This is a genomic window from Microcystis sp. M31BS1, from assembly GCF_020245285.1.
In the GTDB taxonomy this organism is placed as follows: Bacteria; Cyanobacteriota; Cyanobacteriia; order Cyanobacteriales; family Microcystaceae; genus Microcystis; species Microcystis panniformis.
In genome coordinates this window covers 1-19,000 of the sequence record NZ_JADBVE010000117.1, presented here as the reverse complement: position 1 = coordinate 19,000, position 19,000 = coordinate 1, and the positions used below count along the sequence as shown (strand labels likewise).

Genomic DNA, 19,000 nt, shown 5'->3' with positions numbered 1-19,000 from the left:
TCAGAAAATTCACGCTACTATCCCTAATTTAGCCGTACAGGAAAAGTTAGTGATTCGAGAATTGCAAGGGGAAAAACCCACCGGGGTAGAAGTTCCCGTCGATTATCTCCATCTGATAGAACTCGATCGCCAAGGCAGCGTCGAAGCAACTCTCCCCGGTTTGCGCGGCAAATATAATATCCGCGATATCTTAGAAGGGGTGGAATCTAAGACAGAAAGAGAAAGACATCTCGACGAAAGGGAGGAACGTAGCCGCAAAAGCCGAGAAAATCGCCCTATGAGTCCCAAAACGCCAGAAACTCCCAATCTCCTGAAACCTAGTCTCGCTTTGTTGCTGGTTTTCGCTGTGGTTGCTTGTATAGTTGCGGTGTTTGCCCATTTTGTGCCAGATTCAAAGCATATTACCAGCGTTTTGACAATTATTTTTATCTTTGCTCTTATTGTGATTGTGTTATTGTTCTGGACGGGTAAAATCAATGAAACGACCTTCAATCAGTTTTTAGAGGGTTTTTGGCGATTTATCCCTACTTTTAAAGGACAAGAACCAAAAACCAACAACGATGACACCCCCCAAGAAACCCCCGAATCGGAGCAGTAAAAATTTGCTTACCACAGAAAAGTAACTTAGGCGAAAAAGTTTACAAATATTTAATATTATCTCTCTTTTTATCAAACTGGGAAAACTCTTGGCCTTTTCCCTTTCTCAACCTCTTATACTAAATCCGGTTATTAAAAACTGATTATTTATTCTCCCTTTTGCCTCTTGCCTCTTGCATGAGTGCCTGTCCTCATATGTAGCCTATACTCAACGGATTTAGTATTATATGCTATTCACAACTAATCTAATCAGTGTGGCCAAGGGAATAATTTCTCTTTGACAAAATCCCGGTAACATTCTGTCTGTATATGATATTGAAGATGGCTTAAAAGAGAGTTGGTTACAGCGATTATCTTGGCAATATGTTAAAAGCGGTCGAGCTACCGCTCAAATAATTGCCCAAAGATATCTAGCCGCTAGTCCCTGTTTAGAAACCCTGCTAAAACTCCCAGAAGATTCCCTGGGTTATCATTATGCTGCTCACCTAATTAGTCTCAATTTTGATCCTAATTTTTATCGGTCTATTCAGGTCAATTCCGATACAGATTATCTGCTGCTTCGCTTAGGGCAAACTCACGATATCTGGCATATAGTAACGGGTTTTGGTGTCGATGTGACGGGAGAATTGCAACTGAAAGCTTTTGAATTAAGTCAAACTCGTCGCCCTCTAGCTATTGTCCTACTTTTAGGGGGATTATTGGGAGCTTTATTTTCTTCTCCACTTTCCTTAGCCTCTCTCTGGGAAGAGATTGTCATCGCCTATAATTTTGGCAAAAATACTCGACCTTTTTTGGCGCAAAAATGGGAACTAGCTTGGGAGAAATCCCTGCTAGTTTGGCGGCAAGAATTGGCGATTGTCTCCTCTAAAAACTAAACTAAGAGACAATTACAGATAATTATCGGGCTGAAATTTTTTCAGCTTTTTTTTCGCAAAAGACTTGACAAACTCAAAAATTTTTGATAACCTTTTACTATAGTGGGAATCCGTGTCGCCCTGCGGAGGCTCTCTACCATCAGGATTTAAGGCTCAAGCGGACTGAAAATTTAATTGTCTCTCAATCTTTCTAATAGTGAGGAGCGGGATAAATTCGCCAGAGAAAGAATTAACTCGGTGCGTTCCGAGATGGGAAGTTGGGCAATCCGTTCCACCAGAGCGGATAATTCCGAATCTAGAGTTCCGAACCTTCCTTCCAGAAGACTGGCTATCATCGAGTAACGTTCTTCTAAGGTGCCTTCTTGTCTCCCTTCTTGTCTCCCTTCTTGTTTTCCCTCTTCCTTCCAATCTTTTCGCTGCTTTAGATAAGCTGGTGATAAGTTCATAATGACCTCCTGTTCCTCTGCACTTAAATTATCCCTCAACTCTAAATTCTTGCGCCAGTTGGCTAAGATTTCCAGTAAATTTTCTCGAAAAGGGTTAGGTTGGGGAAGTTCAACTAACTCTTCTACGGCTCGTTTCTGAGTTCCTCCTTTTCCTAAAACCCTCAACCATAAAGTGTCTTCATTCACCGGTAATTGATGGATGGCGACTATGGCTGTTTTGAGGAAGTCAGCTAAAAAGTAAACCCCTTTCAACCAATTACTCTCATCGCTGTCAGCCCGGAATCCTTGAATCATTCTAGCTGAAAAGGTGGGCGTGAGAATCCATAAAACTGGCAATTCTGCTGCAGTTAGAGCTTTGTTTGACCGTTTCGCCTTCCTTAAGAGGTCATTATGAACCGCATATAACTTTGATATACAACTGCGAATCTCTATTTCTGAGGGAGAGTTGCGGAAAGGTTCAAACAAGCAGGAAGTCGCCGCCATTTTTCCGAGTAAACCTAAAGGGAGTTTATTCCTTGATGGTGAACTGGCCGGTTCAAACCAGACATCAATTTCTTGAACCTCGCTTTTTACTTTCTTGCTCTTTCTAATCGTCCCTAGAGGTGCTAACAATTCCTCTAAATACTCCTTAGCAAATTGGTCGTGAATTTGGCGAGTCATTGCAATTGATAATCGAGCCGAAAAAGGACGGCAATAATCTTATTATATCGTCAATAATGAAGGGTTTAAATCGAACCTCAAGAATTAAGTTATCTTTGACATCGCTTGAGAACAAAAAAGAAAGGCTGGGGAGAGTTTTTAAAATCCATAATTCCCAGCACGGTATTATCATCTACTTTCCGAAAAGAGTCATTAATCGGCAAATAATCATAAATCATCGTGGCGCTAACTTTGTCCCGATATTCCATCATTCGCAGTCTAGCCTGACTTGTCTCTGTTTTTAGCAAGGAGTTGGTCAGCATCAGCAAAGGTTTCAGAGAATTATTTTTCAGTATCGGCAGCTTCAAAATCCAGTTCATGGCCGTGGGATTAGGTGCCACCTTAAAAATTTTTCCCTGACCATCTAAAAATAACAGGGGGTGGACATTCTCAGTATCGACAAATTCTTTACCATACCAATTAGATGCTTCTAATAAACCATCCATTGGGTGATTTGTCTGAAGTCCAGAACCTTGCCAACGACCGAGCATAAAGTCTAAACTCACGGGGTCGAGAGCGTCAAACAATTGTAAAGCTCTTTCTGTGGTTGTTTGACCAGCTTTAAGAATCGACTGGCAGCTTTCTAATTCTAGTGTTTCCATTGTCTCGCTCTTATTGTGTCCTGACAATGATATTATAGCTTCTCAGCCAGAGGGTGGGGGATTGCCACTTGGTTAAGATTACCAAACATCCGACATATCTTCAGTCAATGGGTCATCGTATCACTCTAGGGTTTCCAGCCATTCACTCAGTTCTTCCTTGATGGTTTCTTTAAGTTCTCGCAAATCATTTTTATCTATTAGGCCTTTTTCCAGTAAGAAAGTGTAGAACTTTTTCAGACTACCTGCGTTAGCCTTGAGACTTGATTGACTGGCCCACAGGGCCTTTTTGATAAACCAATAACCCAAAAAGTCACCGACCATATCTACCCCGTCTTTAGCTTCTACTGCATCCTCATAGAGTAAATATTCGTTGATATAAAAATCTATATTTGAAATATGATTATTAATGGTTTTTTCCGACAAACCTGATGATTCTAGCCAACTCTCGAAATCCTTTAGTAATTCATGATTGACTTTTCTTATCTTTTGACAGTCAGCCTCATATTTCTGGGAATCATCCATCTCAAATTTCTCTCCTCTAAATCGCTGCTCGATGGTCAATAGGGTAATGAATCAAGTGTTTTTTTTCCAAGCGTCTAAAGCCGCCATTTTCTCCTCATGGTCAACGTCGGCCAACCGCCTGAATCGCCTTTCTCTTTTCTGCTAAATAGCTTCAACGATGTTAGACTGAATTTGCTCAATGATGGCGGCCACATCTTCTTCTGTATCTCGAGGTTGGGTTAATTCCACATCCGTTGAGGAGAGGTACATTTGGGCCCAGTCTAGGTTTTCCAGTTCACACTGGTCAATCACCGAACTGGGGATGTTTTTCAGGGTGATGCTATCCCATTCAATGCCGATGAGATTGCTCTGCCGCTCAATTATCACAATTCTTCCTTGCCAACCACCGATGTCAGTCCCCAAATCTGGGTCAAGTACACCCTGTTTGACGATGACCGAGTCGCCGACTTTGAAGGCAAACTCTGACTCGGAAAATTCGGGCGACAAGCTGGAGGCAACCGAGAGATGATACTCGCTTCCTAGCTCTTTTAACTCAAAATCCACAATCATCCGCTTGTTTTCCGAGAAATAACGGTTTTTCCTAGCGATTAGCTCGTCGATTAGCTCTTGAATATCCGCCTTGAGCCTTTTATCTCCTTTAAGAAGGTCTTTATTAAAAACTCGGTCTATCATCTCTTGCCGCTTTGATTCGGGGGACAACGCCAGATTCCAAGCGATTATCCCTATGGTCAGCAGTGTTCGCATAGATCCCTTCGTTTCATTGGATTTGCGGTAAGGCTCGATAAAATCCTCCAGAACTTCCGACATTGTGACTTCCCCAGAAGGAGAGACGACAATTTCCTTGAAAGGCAAGGACTTTTCTCTTAATTTCTTCTCAAAGCTTTTCAAGGGTTTTTCGGATCCTTGGGACATTTTCTGCAGCCTGAGCAGTTCACTAAATGCCTTCGATTTTTTAGCCATGATTGAGCGGGAAAATATGTGTTATTAATCCTGTTGGGTTGCTGAACAACATTGGAATAGGGGAATTGTAACTGCTCTCAGGGAGCGATTGCGCTCTCATTATTAAATCTTAAAGTTCTGGCCTGAGTCGTCAGCTGTTGACTGCTATCCGATACTTTTTTGTTAACATAGACTAGCAATGCACTTTCAGAGATTCTCTTAAAACCGAGGATATCTCCTTCTCAAATCCCCCGCAGGGGAAAAATATGTCTCAAAAGCCGATTTATCTAGATTGCCACGCCACGACACCCCTAGAGCCGCAAGTTCTGGCGGCGATGTTGCCCTATTTTACCGAACACTTTGGTAATGCCAGTAGTATTAATCATGTCTATGGTTGGACAGCCGAGGCTGCGGTTAAACAGGCAAGAGAAACAATCGCCGCTGCTATTAATAGTAGTCCCGAAGAAATTATTTTTACCAGTGGGGCAACGGAGGCCAATAACCTCGCTATCAAAGGGGTTGCCGAAGCTTATTTCGCCAAGGGAAGGCATATAGTTACGGTGATGACAGAACATCGGGCCGTTTTAGATCCCTGTCATTATCTGGAAAAATTGGGTTTTGAGGTGACAATTTTACCCGTCGGTGCTGATGGCCTAATTGACTTGGAATTACTAGAAAAATCTTTGCGTCCTGACACGATTTTGCTGTCAATTATGGCCGCTAATAACGAGATTGGGGTGATTCAACCTTTAGCGGCAATTGGGGCGATTTGTCGCCAGTATCAGGTGCTTTTTCATACGGACGCGGCCCAAGCAATCGGCAAAATTCCCCTAGATGTGGAGGAAATGAATATAGATCTAATGTCCTTAACGGCCCACAAAGTCCACGGACCAAAGGGAATCGGTGCGCTGTACGTCCGGCGCCGAAACCCCAGAGTCCGTCTCGCCGCTCAAATTCAAGGGGGAGGTCAGGAAAAAGGACTGCGATCGGGTACAATATTTACACCGCAAATTGTCGGTTTTGCCAAGGCAGTAGAATTGGGCATCAAAGCGATTGAAGAAGATACCAGCTACTTAAATCAGTTAAAAGCCCGTTTATGGGAGATTATCAGTCAATTAGACAGAATTTATCTCAATGGTCATCCTAGCCAAAGATTAGCCGGAAATTTGAATATTAGTATTGAAGGGGTGGACGGTGCGGCATTATTGTTAGGATTACAGCCAATAGTGGCGCTTTCCTCCGGTTCTGCCTGTTCTTCTAGCCATACCGCCCCTTCCCACGTTTTAACTGCCTTGGGTCGCCCCGAATCTCTTGCTTATGCTTCCCTGCGCTTCGGGTTGAGTCGTTTTAATACTTTAGAAGAAATTGAACTGGTGGGGGAACAGGTGGTTTTAACAGTTAATTCCCTCCGCAAGGCCAAAAATTTTTGACGTTTCGGCACCTATCCACAAGTTGCTTTCGGTCTAGGTTGGAAAAATTCCGAAAAAGCTTTCTATGATTGCCTTTGACTAATTGCCGTCCCGGTTAATAACATTGATGCTTGATTTTCACTCCAGTGAATCATCCAACTCGGTTGTAATCCCAAAACAATAATAAATAAAGCCAAAGCAATTTCGGGAAATCTTTCGGGCCAGGTACTGCGAGGAATGCGCGATAATTCGGGGGTTAAACGACCAAAGAAAACCCGATTAATCATCAGCAGAAAATACACTGCGGTTAAACCACTAGCGACCAAACATAAGAGCGTTTGTATCGGAAAAATCGGGAAACTGCCACGAAAAACTAAAAATTCGGCGATAAATCCCACCATTCCGGGGATGCCGGCGCTGGCCATAGCCGCTAAAATCATTAACATTCCCGTGATTGGTAAACCTCTTTCTGGATTTAATAAACCGCGTAGATAATCCACATCCCGACTGCCGGTTTTTTTATACACTACTCCCACCAACAAAAATAACAAAGCGGAAATTAAACCGTGACTAATCATCTGCAAAATCGCCGCAGTGATGCTTAATCTGGTGGTGGCCGCCGCCGCTAGTAAAATATAGGCCATGTGGGAAATGGAAGAATAGGCGACTACTTTTTTCATATCCTTTTGGGCAATAGCGCAACTGGCCCCGTAGAGGGCGCTGATAGCTGCTATCGTTGCTAACCAAGGGGCGATAGTCACCCAAGCATCGAGGAATAAACCGACTCCAAAGCGCAGCAGTCCATAGGTTCCTAATTTGAGTAATATTCCCGCTAAAAGCACAGAAACGGGGGTAGATGCTTCCACGTGGGCATCCGGTAGCCAAGTATGAAAGGGAAAAATCGGGATTTTGATTGCTAATCCAATCAGAAGGGGTATGAGGAGCAGTAATTGGGTTTTAACGTCTAAATTGTTCGATAAAAGGGGATTATAGGCGAAATTATTAGCACCGGTTAGCCAAACTAAGCCGAGGAAGGAAATTAGCACTAAAAAGCCTGAAATTGCCGTGTATAATAAAAATTTCATGCCCGCGTAGCCGCGTCTTTGACCCCCCCAAATGGCAATGAGAAAGTAAAGGGGGACGATTTCTAATTCGTAAAATAGGAAAAATAGCAGTAAATCCTGCGCTAGAAAGGCCCCCGCTACTCCGGCATTGAGTAACAAGAGCAGAGAATAGTAAAATTTCGGTCGGTTAACCTCTGTGCCACTAGCATAAAGAGCAATTATTGTCAAGATGCTGTTAAGAAAAAGTAATGAAAATGATAAGCCATCGACACCGAGGGCATAGTTGAAACCGAGGAAATTAATCCAAGGCAGGTTAACCGTGAACTGCATTTGCGGGTTACTAGGGTCAAATTGCCAGCCAAGGAGAATATTAAGCAGTAAGAGAACGACAGCAAGAGTTAGAGCTAATCCTCGCACTTTTTTCGCCTCTAGAGGCGTGTAGGCAATCAGTATCGCCCCTATAATCGGTAGCCAAATAAAAGCGTTGAGCATTCTTTACTTTAATGGGGATGATAAACCTTCCCATTATTGCCTGAGCGGTCAATCTTTAGCAAGATAGCTATCAACTTTTAAGTAGGGAGGCACAATCATTTGTAGGATGGGTTAGCGGTAGCGTAACCCATCGGGGCGTTGGGTTTCATGCTTCAACCGTTCGGCAAAAGCTCACGGCCGAAGCCCAACCTACGTTCATCTTATATTTAATTCCACCCACCTACTTAACATTCATTTTTGAAATAACTATATCTGGTTTTTCCCGTTTCTGTGTCGAGGGGAGAAGAATAGGGATAATTTTCCAGAAATATAGTCTTCAAAACCTTGCCTAGTAAAACTACTAGGAATGATAAGCCCTGATTATCACACAAATTCGAGAAAAGCCAAAGTTCTAATCATTAGGTGTGTTATTAATATTTATTAAGTTTTGGTTAATTATATTAAGTTTTGGTTAATTATATTACGTTTCAGTTAATTATATTACGTTTCAGTTAATGCCGAGAAAATATGCTAAATTGATGGTCAAGGTTAAAGAGGGGTGCAAAGCCAATCGCCTCTTACCCTTCTCAGAAACAGAAAAACTAGGCAACTGATACTAATTTTTAACAGTCGTAACTAACATCTGAAAATTCCGCTCTCAGAAGGAAATTGCGCTTTGGAATAATCAACTAGGTTGTCATTACTTTTCAAAAATGATCTGAGGCTAACTCAGCCCAATAACGTGGTTGAAGCCCCCATTTTTCCGTTGCCTCCTCGCTTACATTAATAACCTATCAACATACCATACCTTGACTTACCATGCTAAGAACAAGCAGTTACACGATCTATGTTGACTTACCTAGCAGTACCGACGAAATGCTGCTAGTCCATGGTTACACGGGAGCTTATAACAAAGTTTCTCGAAGGGTTGCCACCTATTTGCGTTCCCTGGAAGTGAAAGCACCACCTAAACCTTTATACGGAGATTGGACTCCTGAACCGGCTATTAATGGGGAAATCACACCTCCCGCTGAAGCAACAATTGAGTTACTGAAAAAGCGGGGATACTTGACGAAAATGACACCAGAGGAAGAGGAGGCATTCTTTGTGAAGTTGGCAACCAAGCTGCATCATTTCCAGAAGCGTTTGATGCCAACTTATGTTTTCATGCCTACCTATAGTTGTAATCTGCGCTGTCCTTATTGTTTTCAAGATCACATGAGGACAGATCCGGCCTACAAGCATTTATTAACAAGAATGTCCCCGGAGGTAGTGGATAGAATTTTTGCCGCTATGCCTGCCATTGAAGCGGCTCACGGCGTAGCAGAAGATGCTGATTTACCTCGCAATATTACTCTTTTTGGTGGCGAGCCTTTATTAGCAGAAAACCGCTCAACAATTGAATATATCCTTGAACGCGCCTTCGCTTCAGGCAAGGCAAATTTCTCAGCGATTACCAATGGAACAGAGTTAGAAGCTTATCAAGATTTACTGGCTCCAGACAAAATTTCTTGGCTACAAATCACTTTAGATGGCATTCCCCAGGAACATGATAAGCGCCGAATTTATGCGGACGGTAAAGGTTCTTACGAGAAAATTGCCCAGAATATTACCCGGGCATTAGATTTGGGAGTCCGGGTGGCGGTGCGAATGAATATTGACAGGAACAATGTTAATAAACTGCCCGATTTGGCTGATGAAATTGTTGCTAGAGGCTGGAATAAATACAAAGGATTTCAGGCTTATACTGCCGTAGTTACTGCGTCTAATAGCAAAACTGAGGTCAAAACTACATTAAATTCTTGGGAATTAGATTTGCAACTAAACTCCCTGCGCCAAGAACATCCCAATATGAGGGTAATTGACCGACCGGATGATGGATTGATGGCGAGGGTCAGAGAGATTTTTGCAGAGAATAGAGAGCCGATAAATTCTTTCAAAGCAAGTTTCTGTGCTGCCCATAACAAAATGTACGTTTTCGATCCTTTTGGGGATATTTATGCTTGTTGGGAGAAAACAGGAGATCCGAAAATTCGCATTGGTCACATAACAGAAGACAGTCAAGTTATCTTAAATGAAGAATTAAACCAAACCTGGCGAAATCGCACGATTGTTTCTAACCCAGTTTGTCGCAAGTGTCGCTATTCTTTTTCCTGCGGAGGTGGGTGTGCTGCTGTCGCCATGAGTAATAAGGGCAAATTCTATACCAATTATTGTGATGGTTTTGCCCATCGCTTTCGAGCCAGTGTAGCTGAAGCATATTTAGATTATGTAGCTGGTACGGAAGTAGAAGAAAGACAGGAGCTTTTGTGTCCTGTATAAACGGTCTTTATCTGTCAAGCTGTGCCTGGGGAGAGTTATCTTTCTCAACCCAATTGTTCAAGTCAACTTAATCCAACTAAAAGGAGAATACCATCATGGATGACGAAACTAAAAAGATTCAACCTGAAATCGAGAACTTGAATCTTGATGAAATTGATGTTGAAGAACTGGAAAAGCGTCTTGAGTTAGCGGTGGGAACTGCAGCCGCCTGGAGTTGTGAGTGTGATGGATTAAAAGAATGCAAACTTACTATTATTGACAAGCCCGTCCAATAGTCAAATAGGCGATATCAACGAAATTGATTCCCGATAATTGATTGATTTTTTGTTTTTTGCAATAGTCTATTATTAAGCTTTGAACAGCACAAAAAAGGCACTTTTGGCAGATAAAGTCATTGCGATTAATAGGCTATTCTTTATCTCAAATCATGTCATAAAAGGAGTTTCATCTATGATTAAACAAGATTGGCTTTCAATAATTAATCCAGAAAATGAACAGATAGCAAAACATCGATCTCATTTACGGGTTCTGTGGACAAATCAACTTATATTTAAAGACTTAGAAGACAATCTCAATTTGCAAACAATTTGCGATTATTTCATCTATCTTTTCAGAGAAGCCTTTTCTTCGGACTCTTTGCTGCTTGGCGAAATGAGAATATTAGCTTTGGCGGGGCAGCTTTTTGCCAATTCGCTCGTCTTGTCTGACAAATTAATAGATCGGCAATATATTGAATTGAACGTCTCTAGTTTACTAGAGATTCAGGCAAAACAATTTGAATCCTATCATCTGCTCCATCAAATATTTCCCCCTAATACAACTTTCTGGCAAAGGTTTCGAGGTTATTTATCTCAATACACTCAAGCTTGTCTTGAGGAAAATGATTTTATTTCAGGAAAACGTCCTTGGAGTGAATATACAGAATCAGTTGCCATTCAAAGTATTAGGGATAGAACTGGAGTTGCCAAAACTGCGATTGCCGGCTTGGTAGAATTAGCTCAGGAGGACAAATATTTAAATCAACTAGAGGAATCAATTAGTAATTTTTATGTGGCGAACCAAATGCTTGACGATCTTCTAGACTGGAAAGAAGATATAGAAACTGGGATACCATCTTTATTGCTGTCTCGCCTCATAGATAAATCACCGCACCAATACAGCCAGGAAGAATTAGAAGAATTACGAAAAAAATTAAATCATAAAATTTATTATCAAGGACACGCTAATTATGTCTTAGAACTTGCCTTAAAACATCTCGATCAGGCAGAAATATTAAAAGAAGAATTGCCAGAACTACTCTGGTGGAATGTGACCTCAAAACTACGTCACAAATGTCAGACATTAATTGAAGATATAGCTGGCATCGTCCAGAAAAACCTAGAACGTGCTAAAAAACAGCCTAAATTTACTTTAACCCCGCCTCTGGCTGCAAGTGAATGGCAACAACTGTCATGGGATGGCTTGAATTTTATTATCAAACAGTGGCAGTTAGGCTTTGGGGAAGCTAGACACATCATGGTATTTGCCCAAGAGCAAGGATTTAGTTCTTCTCAAGAATACCAGTATGGAGATGTGTTTCAAAGAGCATTAATTGCCGATGCTTTATGTGATGTCGATGAACAGTTAGGTGGGTTACTCCAGCCGTTACTAAAAGAAGAAGTAAACTATCTCCTGAACTGTCAGCGAACAACAGGAATTGGCGGCTGGAGTTATTTTCCTGACTTGCCAGAATTGTCACCCGATGCCGATGATTTAGCACAGATAATGCAGGTTTTATTTCGTTTGGGTCATGGCGCAGAAATTGTAAAATTCTGCGAAACTCCTTTGAAATTTCTTTTAGAAGATTGTGCCTATCCTGATGGTAGTTTTGAAACCTGGATTATCCCCCAAAATCAGCGGACACCGGAACAAGAAAACCAAGCTAAGTGGGCAAAAGAGGCTTGGGGAACTGGACCTGATACCGATGTAATTGCCAATTTAGTCTATGCTCTTTGGTTGTACGATTCACAACGTTTTTCTGATCAAATTAAACAGGGAATCAGCTATTTAGAATCTCAACAACAGGCTGACGGTAGTTGGTTAAGCAGTTGGTATCACGGTCCCTATTATGGCACTTACGTCTGCTTGAGACTGTTAGCCGCTACTAAACCGGATTCACCGGCGATTTCCCGCGCCTCGAACTTTTTGAAAACTCACCAACATTCTGATGGAGGTTGGGGACTGACAGAGGACAGTGATTCCCTTAGTACAGCCCTATCTTTGTTGGGATTGGCGGCTGTTGCCAAGCTGGGGGGAGGTGAGGAGAATAATAATTTAGCTACTCCAGCTTTGTCATTTCTGCAAAGTTGTCAGCAACCAGATAAAGCTTGGGAAAATTGTCAATTTATTCGCATGGAAGTGGGGCGTGCTTCCGGTCAAGTCTATCAAATTCTTTCCTATGGCAGCCGTACCATAACTAGCACCTTCGTGATGAAAGCAGCTAATGCTTGGCATCAACTGAGCAGACAGACTATTTTATAGGGAAATCAGAGAAAAATTGCACCAACTATGGACAGATTGCCAGAAATCCAGGGAATTCAAGAACGACTGATAGTTGATACATCTGAAGGTCGTCCAGTTTATCTATTAGCAGTGGGAACAAATCCCACCTATATTAGACTGTCATCTACTTCCTATTACCTTTTGGAACAGCGCAGCTTGGGAGTTTCCTTCGAGTCAGTGGCTGAAGATCTGAATAAAAAAGGACAGCAGGTATCACCTGCTCAAGTTGAAGCAGCTTATCATAAAGTATTAGGACAAATTAATGAAATTGAGCGCAATCCTAAGTCAAAGCAGTCAGAATTTTTCTTCCGATTTCCCCTACTGCCGAAAAGTTGGGTTCGTCCCATCGCAGCTTCTCTTTCTTTTGCCTTTTCTAAAATTAGTGTCTATTTTTTTCTAGGTTTCATGGCACTAGCCGTTGCTATTGCTCCCCATAATGATTTTAATCTAGAAGTTACCCCAGATGGCTTGTTCTGGGGCTATTTACTATTTCTATTTTCCTTGATAATTCATGAATTAGGTCATGCGAGTGCCTGTAGCCGTTATGGTAGTGAACCCAGTGATATTGGGTTTACTTTCTATCTAATTTGGCCAGCTTTTTATAGTGATGTTAGTTCCGCTTGGCGACTCAAGCGTTGGCAAAGGGTAATTGTCGATATCGGCGGCGTATTTTTCCAATTGGTAGTTGCTGCTGTTTATGTTATAATCTATAAATTTACTGATTTGCTGGCCTTTAAACTCGCTCTCTTGATGATTGTGGGCAGTTGTCTATTTACCCTCAATCCAGTCTTTAAGTTTGATGGCTATTGGTTCCTTGCTGATGCTTTGGGGGTGACAAATTTAGCGGCGCAACCCTTACGCATTTCTCATTATTTCTTGAATAAATTCAGGAAACGTCCAGTAAAACCTTTACCTTGGCCTCCCATAATTTTGATAATTTTAACCTTATATACTTTCCTGAGTTTTGCTATTTGGGGATATTTTCTTTGGTTCATTTTTCCTCTCTTCTGGCAAGAATCAGTCAAGTATCCCCAAGCAGTAGTTTCAATTACTTCTAAGCTTTGGCATTGGCCTCCTATTTTGGGTTTAGAAGAATTAAAAGCTTTTGCTACTTCAACTTTTCTGCTTGCTATTTTTGGCTTGATGGTATGGCGTTTAATTCAAGCCCTAATTAATCTAAAATTCCGCCGTCAAACTGAATCAGGAGGGAACTAATGAAAATTTTTGATTATTGGCAAATTGCCAGTCAAAATCTCCTCAAAAATAAACTGCGTAGTAGCCTGACTATGCTAGGGATTATTGTGGGTAATGCTTCCGTCATCACCTTATTTGGAATTGGTCAGGGAACACAAAATTTAGCAGCCCAGCAGTTTCAATCCTTGGGAACTAATGTTTTATTTGTCGTCCCTGATGTCAGCGATGGTTGGGGGACTACTTATCAAAAACCGAGAAGTTTAGTATTAGAAGATGCTAGAGCGATTGCCACTCAAGTGCCGGCGGTGTCAGAAGTTGCTCCTGAAATTCAATCGACCGAAGTGGCAAATTACGGCAGTAAAACCTTTGAGACTCGTGCTATTGGCACCACACCAGAATATCTCTCGGTGCGAAATTTTGATGTAGCTAAGGGGCGATTTTTGAATGAATCAGATATTGAAAGCAATAATTTAGTCGTGACTTTAGGACCAGAATTGGCAACAAAATTATTTAACCAAGAAAATCCTCTAAATCAATATGTGCGGATTAGAAATATTGATTTTCGCGTTATTGGAGTGATGAAACCGAAAGGTTCAGTCTTAGGAACCAATTTAGATGATGTTGCCATGATACCAGTTACCACAATGGCTAATCGCCTGACTGGAAGAACCTCTTCTGCTGGTATAGAACTATCCTTTATTTCCTTTTCAGCACAAGATAAAACCAGAGTAGAAGCCGCCCTATTTCAAGTAAGAAATCTACTGCGACAGCGCCATCAGGCTTATGACTTTAGCATACAAACTCAAAAAGATTTGTCAGCAACTGCCGACCGGATTGCCAGCGCCCTGACTTTATTCTTAGTAGCGATCGCCAGTATCTCTCTTTTCGTCGGCGGCATTGGTATCATGAATATTATGCTGATTTCTGTAAGTGAGCGCACTTCAGAAATTGGACTACGAAAAGCAGTAGGAGCATCTGGCCGCCAGATTCTCATGCAGTTTCTTATTGAAGCAGTTATCCTTTCGGTACTTGGGGGGTCAATCGGCGCTTTTGTGGGAGTCGGCGGCAATATCCTCGTTGCTAGTTTTACTCCCCTCAAAGCCAGCATTTCTCCTCTAGTGATTGCTTTAACTTTAGGTGTGTCGGGAAGTATCGGACTATTTTTCGGAGTCGCCCCTGCCCGACAGGCAGCCCGACTAGACCCAATTGTCGCCTTGCGGAGTATATAAAACCTAACTATGCAAGTTCCAGTGATCCCCAAAATTACCCTCAAGCTCCCCCGTACCTGGACGATGGGAATCCTCACCGTCGGCATCATCGGCAGCACTGCTACAGTTTACCTAACATCGCGCCATCCCGCTGCTCCCACAGACATCAATCACCTCACGGTTGCCGTCAAACAAGAGAACCTTACCTTAGAAATTCAAGCCAGCGGCAGAGTCAGACCGATTGAAAGCGTCAATATCAGTCCCAAAACTTCCGGGCGTTTGACAGAACTTCTTGTGGAAAAAGGAGATCGGGTCAAGGAAGGGCAAGTTATCGCCCGCATGGAAGATACAGAAATTCGCACCCAACTAATAGAAGCGCAGGCTAACCTCAGTCGTCAGGAAGCCCGTCTCGCTGAATTGCTGGCGGGCAGCCGCCCTGAAGACATCGCCCAAGGTCTTGCCCGTTTGAGCCAAACCGAAGCCCGTCTCGCTCAATTACTGGCGGGCAGCCGCCTTGAAGACATTGCCCAAGCTCAAGCTCAACTAGAAGCAGCCCAAGCCAAAGAAAGACTCGCCATCGCTAGACTGGAGAGGAACCGACAGCTTTTAGCTGATGGAGCGATCGCGCAAGATCAACTAGATGAAGCTACTGCCGATGCTGAGAGTGCTGCCGCTAACAGCCAAGAAGCGATCAACCAATTAGCTAAACTGAAAAATGGCAGCCGCCCCCAAGAAATTGCCCAGGCGCGTGCCGAAGTTGCTGAAGCTAAATCCGCACTAACAAAATTGGAAAATGGCAGCCGCCCCCAAGAAATTGCCCAAGCGAGGGCGGAAGTCGCCGTAGCCAAAGCTCAAGTTTTGCGGGTTCAATCCCAAATGCAAGATAGCGTGGTTGTGGCTCCCTTTTCCGGCTTGATTACTCAACGCTACGCCAGCATCGGTGCTTTTGTCACCCCAACTACTTCCGCTTCTAGTAGTGCTTCTGCTACTTCTACTTCCATTGTTGCTTTAGCCACGGGATTGGAGATTCTCGCCGAACTTTCAGAAGTAGATATTAGTAAAATAAAAGTCGGACAAATGGTACAAATTCGTACTGATGCCTATCCGCAAAAAGTCTTTCAAGGTAGAGTCCGCTTGATTGCCCCAGAAGCAGTCAGGACTAACAATGTCACCTCTTTTCAGGTACAGATAGCCATTGAAACGGGACAGGAAAAACTCCTGTCGGGAATGAATGTGAGACTGACTCTTTTAGGGTCCTCAATTCCTCAGGCTTTAGTCGTACCAAATGTCGCTGTTTTAACTCAAAATGGCAAGACTGGGGTATTAGTTCCTAACCAGGAGAATAAACCTAAATTCCGTCCGGTGACTATTGGCCCAGTTATCGGCGATAAAACTCAGGTTCTTAATGGGGTTAAAGTTGGAGAGCGGGTATTTATCGACTATCCTGAAGATTCTCCTTAAAGTATCTGTTTGGATCAGCTATAATTATCGTCTGGGGTTTGACTCGGTGTCAAAAAAGTTTCGGCTAATTTAATTAAAGTGGTTTGATTAATCTTCCCTTGAGGACTTTTTGGTATCTCTGGTAATTTTATCCAATGTTTCGGCAGTTTATAATTGACTAATTTATCTTTAATCTGGGATTGAATAATTGTCTGGCATATCTGAGAATTAACGGGGACATAAAAAGCGACAATTACCTGTCCCCATCGAGAATCTGGCAATCCTAAAACCACCACATCTTTAACTAAATTAGTTTGTCTAATGGCAGTTTCTACCTCAAAAGGATAAACATTTTCTCCTCCGGTAATTATTTTTTGACTATCGCGACCAATGATATATAAATAACTACTTTCATCCAAGTAACCTAAGTCATCAGTCTCGAAGTAGCTTGCTTGATTAAGATGGGGATAATAGCCTAAAAATAAAGATTTCGCTTCAATAATAATTTTCTGGTTATCGGGATTAATTTTTATCTGAGCATGGGGTAATAGCTGTCCATTACTATTATTTCCTTGTCGAAAATCTTCCGGTTTAAGGGTGACAATTTGTGAGGCAGTTTCCGTCATTCCATAGGTGGGAGACAGAGAAATATTATATTCTCTAGCTTTTTCTGGTAAAGATGGCCATGCGGGGGAACCTCCTAGTAAAACTGTTTTAAAATTGGCTAACCAGCGAGGATCATTTTCTAGAAAAAATTGTAATTGAGTGGGTACTAAAGAGATAAAATAATCTTGAAGATTGAGATTATTTATGCGCTTTTGTTTGATTTTATGGTAAGGAATAACAGCAAAATCTCCCCCTGTTAAAAAACTTCTCAGAAACTGCATTAAACCACTAACATGATATAAAGGCAGTAGGCAAAAAGAGTTAACCTGCTTGACTTGAAAATATTCAGAGAAACCTTTAACAGAAGCAGTTAAAGTTAACCAGTTATGGATAGCAAAGCGAATTTTTCCCGAGGTTCCCCCTGTGGGTATCATCAGAGAATTAGTCAAAGGATTTACAGGAGGAGAATTATGGTGATAAACCTTGATATTTTCACCAAAAATATAATCGGGTTGAATCAGAGAGAAAACCTGTTGCCATTCGTTAGTTTTCCAGTCGGGATTAGCTAAAAATAGGCAACTTTTTGACCTGACGGCAGCCAAGAATATAGCTAAGAATTTAAGGGGATTGCCTTCAGCAAGCAGTATAGTTAATCGAGGATTATCTGCGGCGATAAATTTCTGAGAATAGGACTGATATAATTGATAAAATTTCTGGCTATTGTATCCATATAACCAATCTTTTTGACTGAGATATGCTAATTGTTTGCTGATGTCGTCCACAGTTTTTCTAACCAATCGGGGTCACTATTATTAAACCATTGTTGCACACCAAAACCTAAAGCTCGCTCCTTTCTGGGGTATTCTTGTGCTAGACGTAAAGCGGATTTTCTGCCGATATTAGTTTCTAAAACCGAGGAAAATACTAAATCTAAGGGATATTTTTTCCAGAGATTTATTAACCCTTGGATTGAACCAGTAATAGCAGGTTTAATCACAAAAATTCCTCGCCATCCCCGTTGATAACATTCCTCTATTTGTCGAAGATTGGCTACGGATTCATCTAAGGCAATCCCCGTGGTAAAATTTTGACTTAATTGCAACATTTCCTCTAATTGAGATGGGGGTAAAGGTTGTTCGATAAATTCAATTATTTTAGATTCATCGGCAATTTTTAACCAGATTTTACTCTCAGCAATACTTAATCCTCCATTGGCATCTAAACGCAATTTAATTTCCTGGGGTAATCGGTCAATTAATTTTTCAAATAAGTTTAACTCTTGTGGGAGAGAATTGACCGCAATTTTCCATTTATAAGTATTAGTTTGATTGGTGGCTAGAATATCATCCAGACAGGGAAATACTGCCGCACCAGTGGGTAATAAATAACTATAATTTTTCGGTTCTAATTCTCTTGATTGATTCTCTATACTCAAATTTTCTAAAGCTGATTCAAAGGCAAATTGACAAGCGGGAAATTGTTCAGGAATAGAAAAAATTGAAGTTATTGATAGGGGATTTTCGAGACTTTTACAGAATAATATTGCTGCCGATAATGTTTCTGAACCAAATTCAGGTAAAGGAGCAATTTCTCCCCATCCAATACGTCCATCTTCCGCTTCTAAGCGAATAATAATTCCTTCCCTAATTTCCCATAGTCCGTGATGGGTTTGTAGGGGACGCAGCAAAGGACGCTGATAAACACGAAATTGCCAGAAATACATGATTAACTATAAGTAGTAGTGAAAAGCTTAACATGAGCAGGCGTTGGGTTTCATGCTTCAAACCAACCTACGTTCTTTATAGAGTTTGTCAGCGAAACGTTTTTTTGTCTTAAAGTCCAGAAAAAGGGTTTCTCCGAGAAACCCTTTTTCTAGGTGACTTAGAAGGAGAGCTTAGACACTTAGATAAAGAAATTACCCACCGGAATGTTCCCTAAAGCTGGTAAAGTACCAGTAAATCCGGTGATATTTATTAATAAATCATTGCTGGATTGGAAGCCAGCCGTGCTATCATTAATAACGAGATAAGTTCCAGCTATTGCACCGGTTGTTACCTGCACTAAG

General features: G+C 41.7%; 15 protein-coding genes and 2 pseudogenes. 9 read left to right on the top strand and 8 right to left on the bottom strand.

The window, feature by feature from the left end; all coding sequences use genetic code 11:
* Positions 1-598 (top strand): annotated as a pseudogene (locus tag IM509_RS06810) (GTP-binding protein); the annotation flags it as partial.
* A 295-nt stretch (positions 599-893) separates the two neighbouring features.
* The gene (locus tag IM509_RS06805) at positions 894-1,472 is read left to right on the top strand and encodes a Coq4 family protein (protein ID WP_349283557.1); all 579 of its coding nucleotides are present in this window, start codon (positions 894-896) and stop codon (positions 1,470-1,472) included.
* 170 nt (positions 1,473-1,642) lie between these two features.
* Here the strand turns inward: IM509_RS06805 and IM509_RS06800 are convergent, their stop codons facing one another.
* The 4 genes from IM509_RS06800 to IM509_RS06785 form a co-directional block, all read right to left on the bottom strand.
* Positions 1,643-2,578, bottom strand: a complete 936-nt coding sequence (locus IM509_RS06800) for an RpnC/YadD family protein (RefSeq protein WP_052275883.1) — start codon at positions 2,576-2,578, stop codon at positions 1,643-1,645.
* An 89-nt stretch (positions 2,579-2,667) separates the two neighbouring features.
* Entirely contained in the window at positions 2,668-3,219 is a 552-nt protein-coding gene (locus tag IM509_RS06795; protein ID WP_072924689.1) for a DUF4334 domain-containing protein, read from the bottom strand.
* Between the two features lie 120 nt (positions 3,220-3,339).
* Positions 3,340-3,741, bottom strand: a complete 402-nt coding sequence (locus IM509_RS06790; protein ID WP_052275881.1) for a phage integrase SAM-like domain-containing protein — start codon at positions 3,739-3,741, stop codon at positions 3,340-3,342.
* 141 nt (positions 3,742-3,882) lie between these two features.
* A complete protein-coding gene (locus IM509_RS06785) occupies positions 3,883-4,701 on the bottom strand; it encodes a hypothetical protein (RefSeq protein WP_072924686.1) in 819 nt (272 codons plus the stop codon).
* A gap of 245 nt (positions 4,702-4,946) precedes the next feature.
* Here IM509_RS06785 and IM509_RS06780 point away from each other — a divergent pair, with 245 nt between their 5' ends.
* Positions 4,947-6,110: a cysteine desulfurase family protein gene (locus IM509_RS06780; protein ID WP_072924684.1), complete on the top strand. Its 1,164-nt coding sequence runs from the start codon at positions 4,947-4,949 to the stop codon at positions 6,108-6,110.
* Positions 6,111-6,172: 62 nt separating this feature from the next.
* Here the strand turns inward: IM509_RS06780 and IM509_RS06775 are convergent, their stop codons facing one another.
* A complete protein-coding gene (locus IM509_RS06775; protein ID WP_072924681.1) occupies positions 6,173-7,645 on the bottom strand; it encodes an NADH-quinone oxidoreductase subunit M in 1,473 nt (490 codons plus the stop codon).
* A 798-nt stretch (positions 7,646-8,443) separates the two neighbouring features.
* On the opposite strand from IM509_RS06775, the gene IM509_RS06770 reads away from it, so the two are divergent.
* From IM509_RS06770 to IM509_RS06745, 6 genes are all read left to right on the top strand, one after another.
* Entirely contained in the window at positions 8,444-9,946 is a 1,503-nt protein-coding gene (locus IM509_RS06770; RefSeq protein WP_185236893.1) for a radical SAM/SPASM domain-containing protein, read from the top strand.
* A gap of 95 nt (positions 9,947-10,041) precedes the next feature.
* Positions 10,042-10,221 (top strand): hypothetical protein, encoded by a 180-nt coding sequence (locus IM509_RS06765; protein WP_185236894.1) that lies wholly within the window; start codon positions 10,042-10,044, stop codon positions 10,219-10,221.
* 175 nt (positions 10,222-10,396) lie between these two features.
* Positions 10,397-12,466, top strand: coding sequence for a prenyltransferase/squalene oxidase repeat-containing protein (locus IM509_RS06760; RefSeq protein ID WP_185236895.1), 2,070 nt, complete (start codon positions 10,397-10,399; stop codon positions 12,464-12,466).
* Between the two features lie 27 nt (positions 12,467-12,493).
* A complete protein-coding gene (locus IM509_RS06755) occupies positions 12,494-13,702 on the top strand; it encodes a M50 family metallopeptidase (protein WP_185236896.1) in 1,209 nt (402 codons plus the stop codon).
* Complete coding sequence (locus tag IM509_RS06750; RefSeq protein WP_185236897.1) at positions 13,702-14,910, top strand: ABC transporter permease; 1,209 nt, start codon at positions 13,702-13,704, stop codon at positions 14,908-14,910. The genes IM509_RS06755 and IM509_RS06750 overlap by 1 nt, the downstream gene beginning before the upstream one ends.
* Positions 14,911-14,919: 9 nt before the next feature.
* On the top strand, positions 14,920-16,350 hold the full coding sequence (locus tag IM509_RS06745) for an efflux RND transporter periplasmic adaptor subunit (RefSeq protein ID WP_185236898.1): 1,431 nt from the start codon (positions 14,920-14,922) through the stop codon (positions 16,348-16,350).
* A 24-nt stretch (positions 16,351-16,374) separates the two neighbouring features.
* Here the strand turns inward: IM509_RS06745 and IM509_RS06740 are convergent.
* The 3 genes and pseudogenes from IM509_RS06740 to IM509_RS06730 form a co-directional block, all read right to left on the bottom strand.
* A pseudogene (locus IM509_RS06740) lies at positions 16,375-17,717 on the bottom strand (2-succinylbenzoate--CoA ligase).
* Positions 17,693-18,658, bottom strand: a complete 966-nt coding sequence (locus IM509_RS06735) for an o-succinylbenzoate synthase (protein ID WP_185236900.1) — start codon at positions 18,656-18,658, stop codon at positions 17,693-17,695. Before IM509_RS06735 ends, IM509_RS06740 begins: the two are co-directional and overlap by 25 nt.
* A gap of 179 nt (positions 18,659-18,837) precedes the next feature.
* On the bottom strand, positions 18,838-19,000 hold a 163-nt coding region (locus IM509_RS06730), incomplete at its 5' end, for a bluetail domain-containing putative surface protein (RefSeq protein ID WP_420372442.1).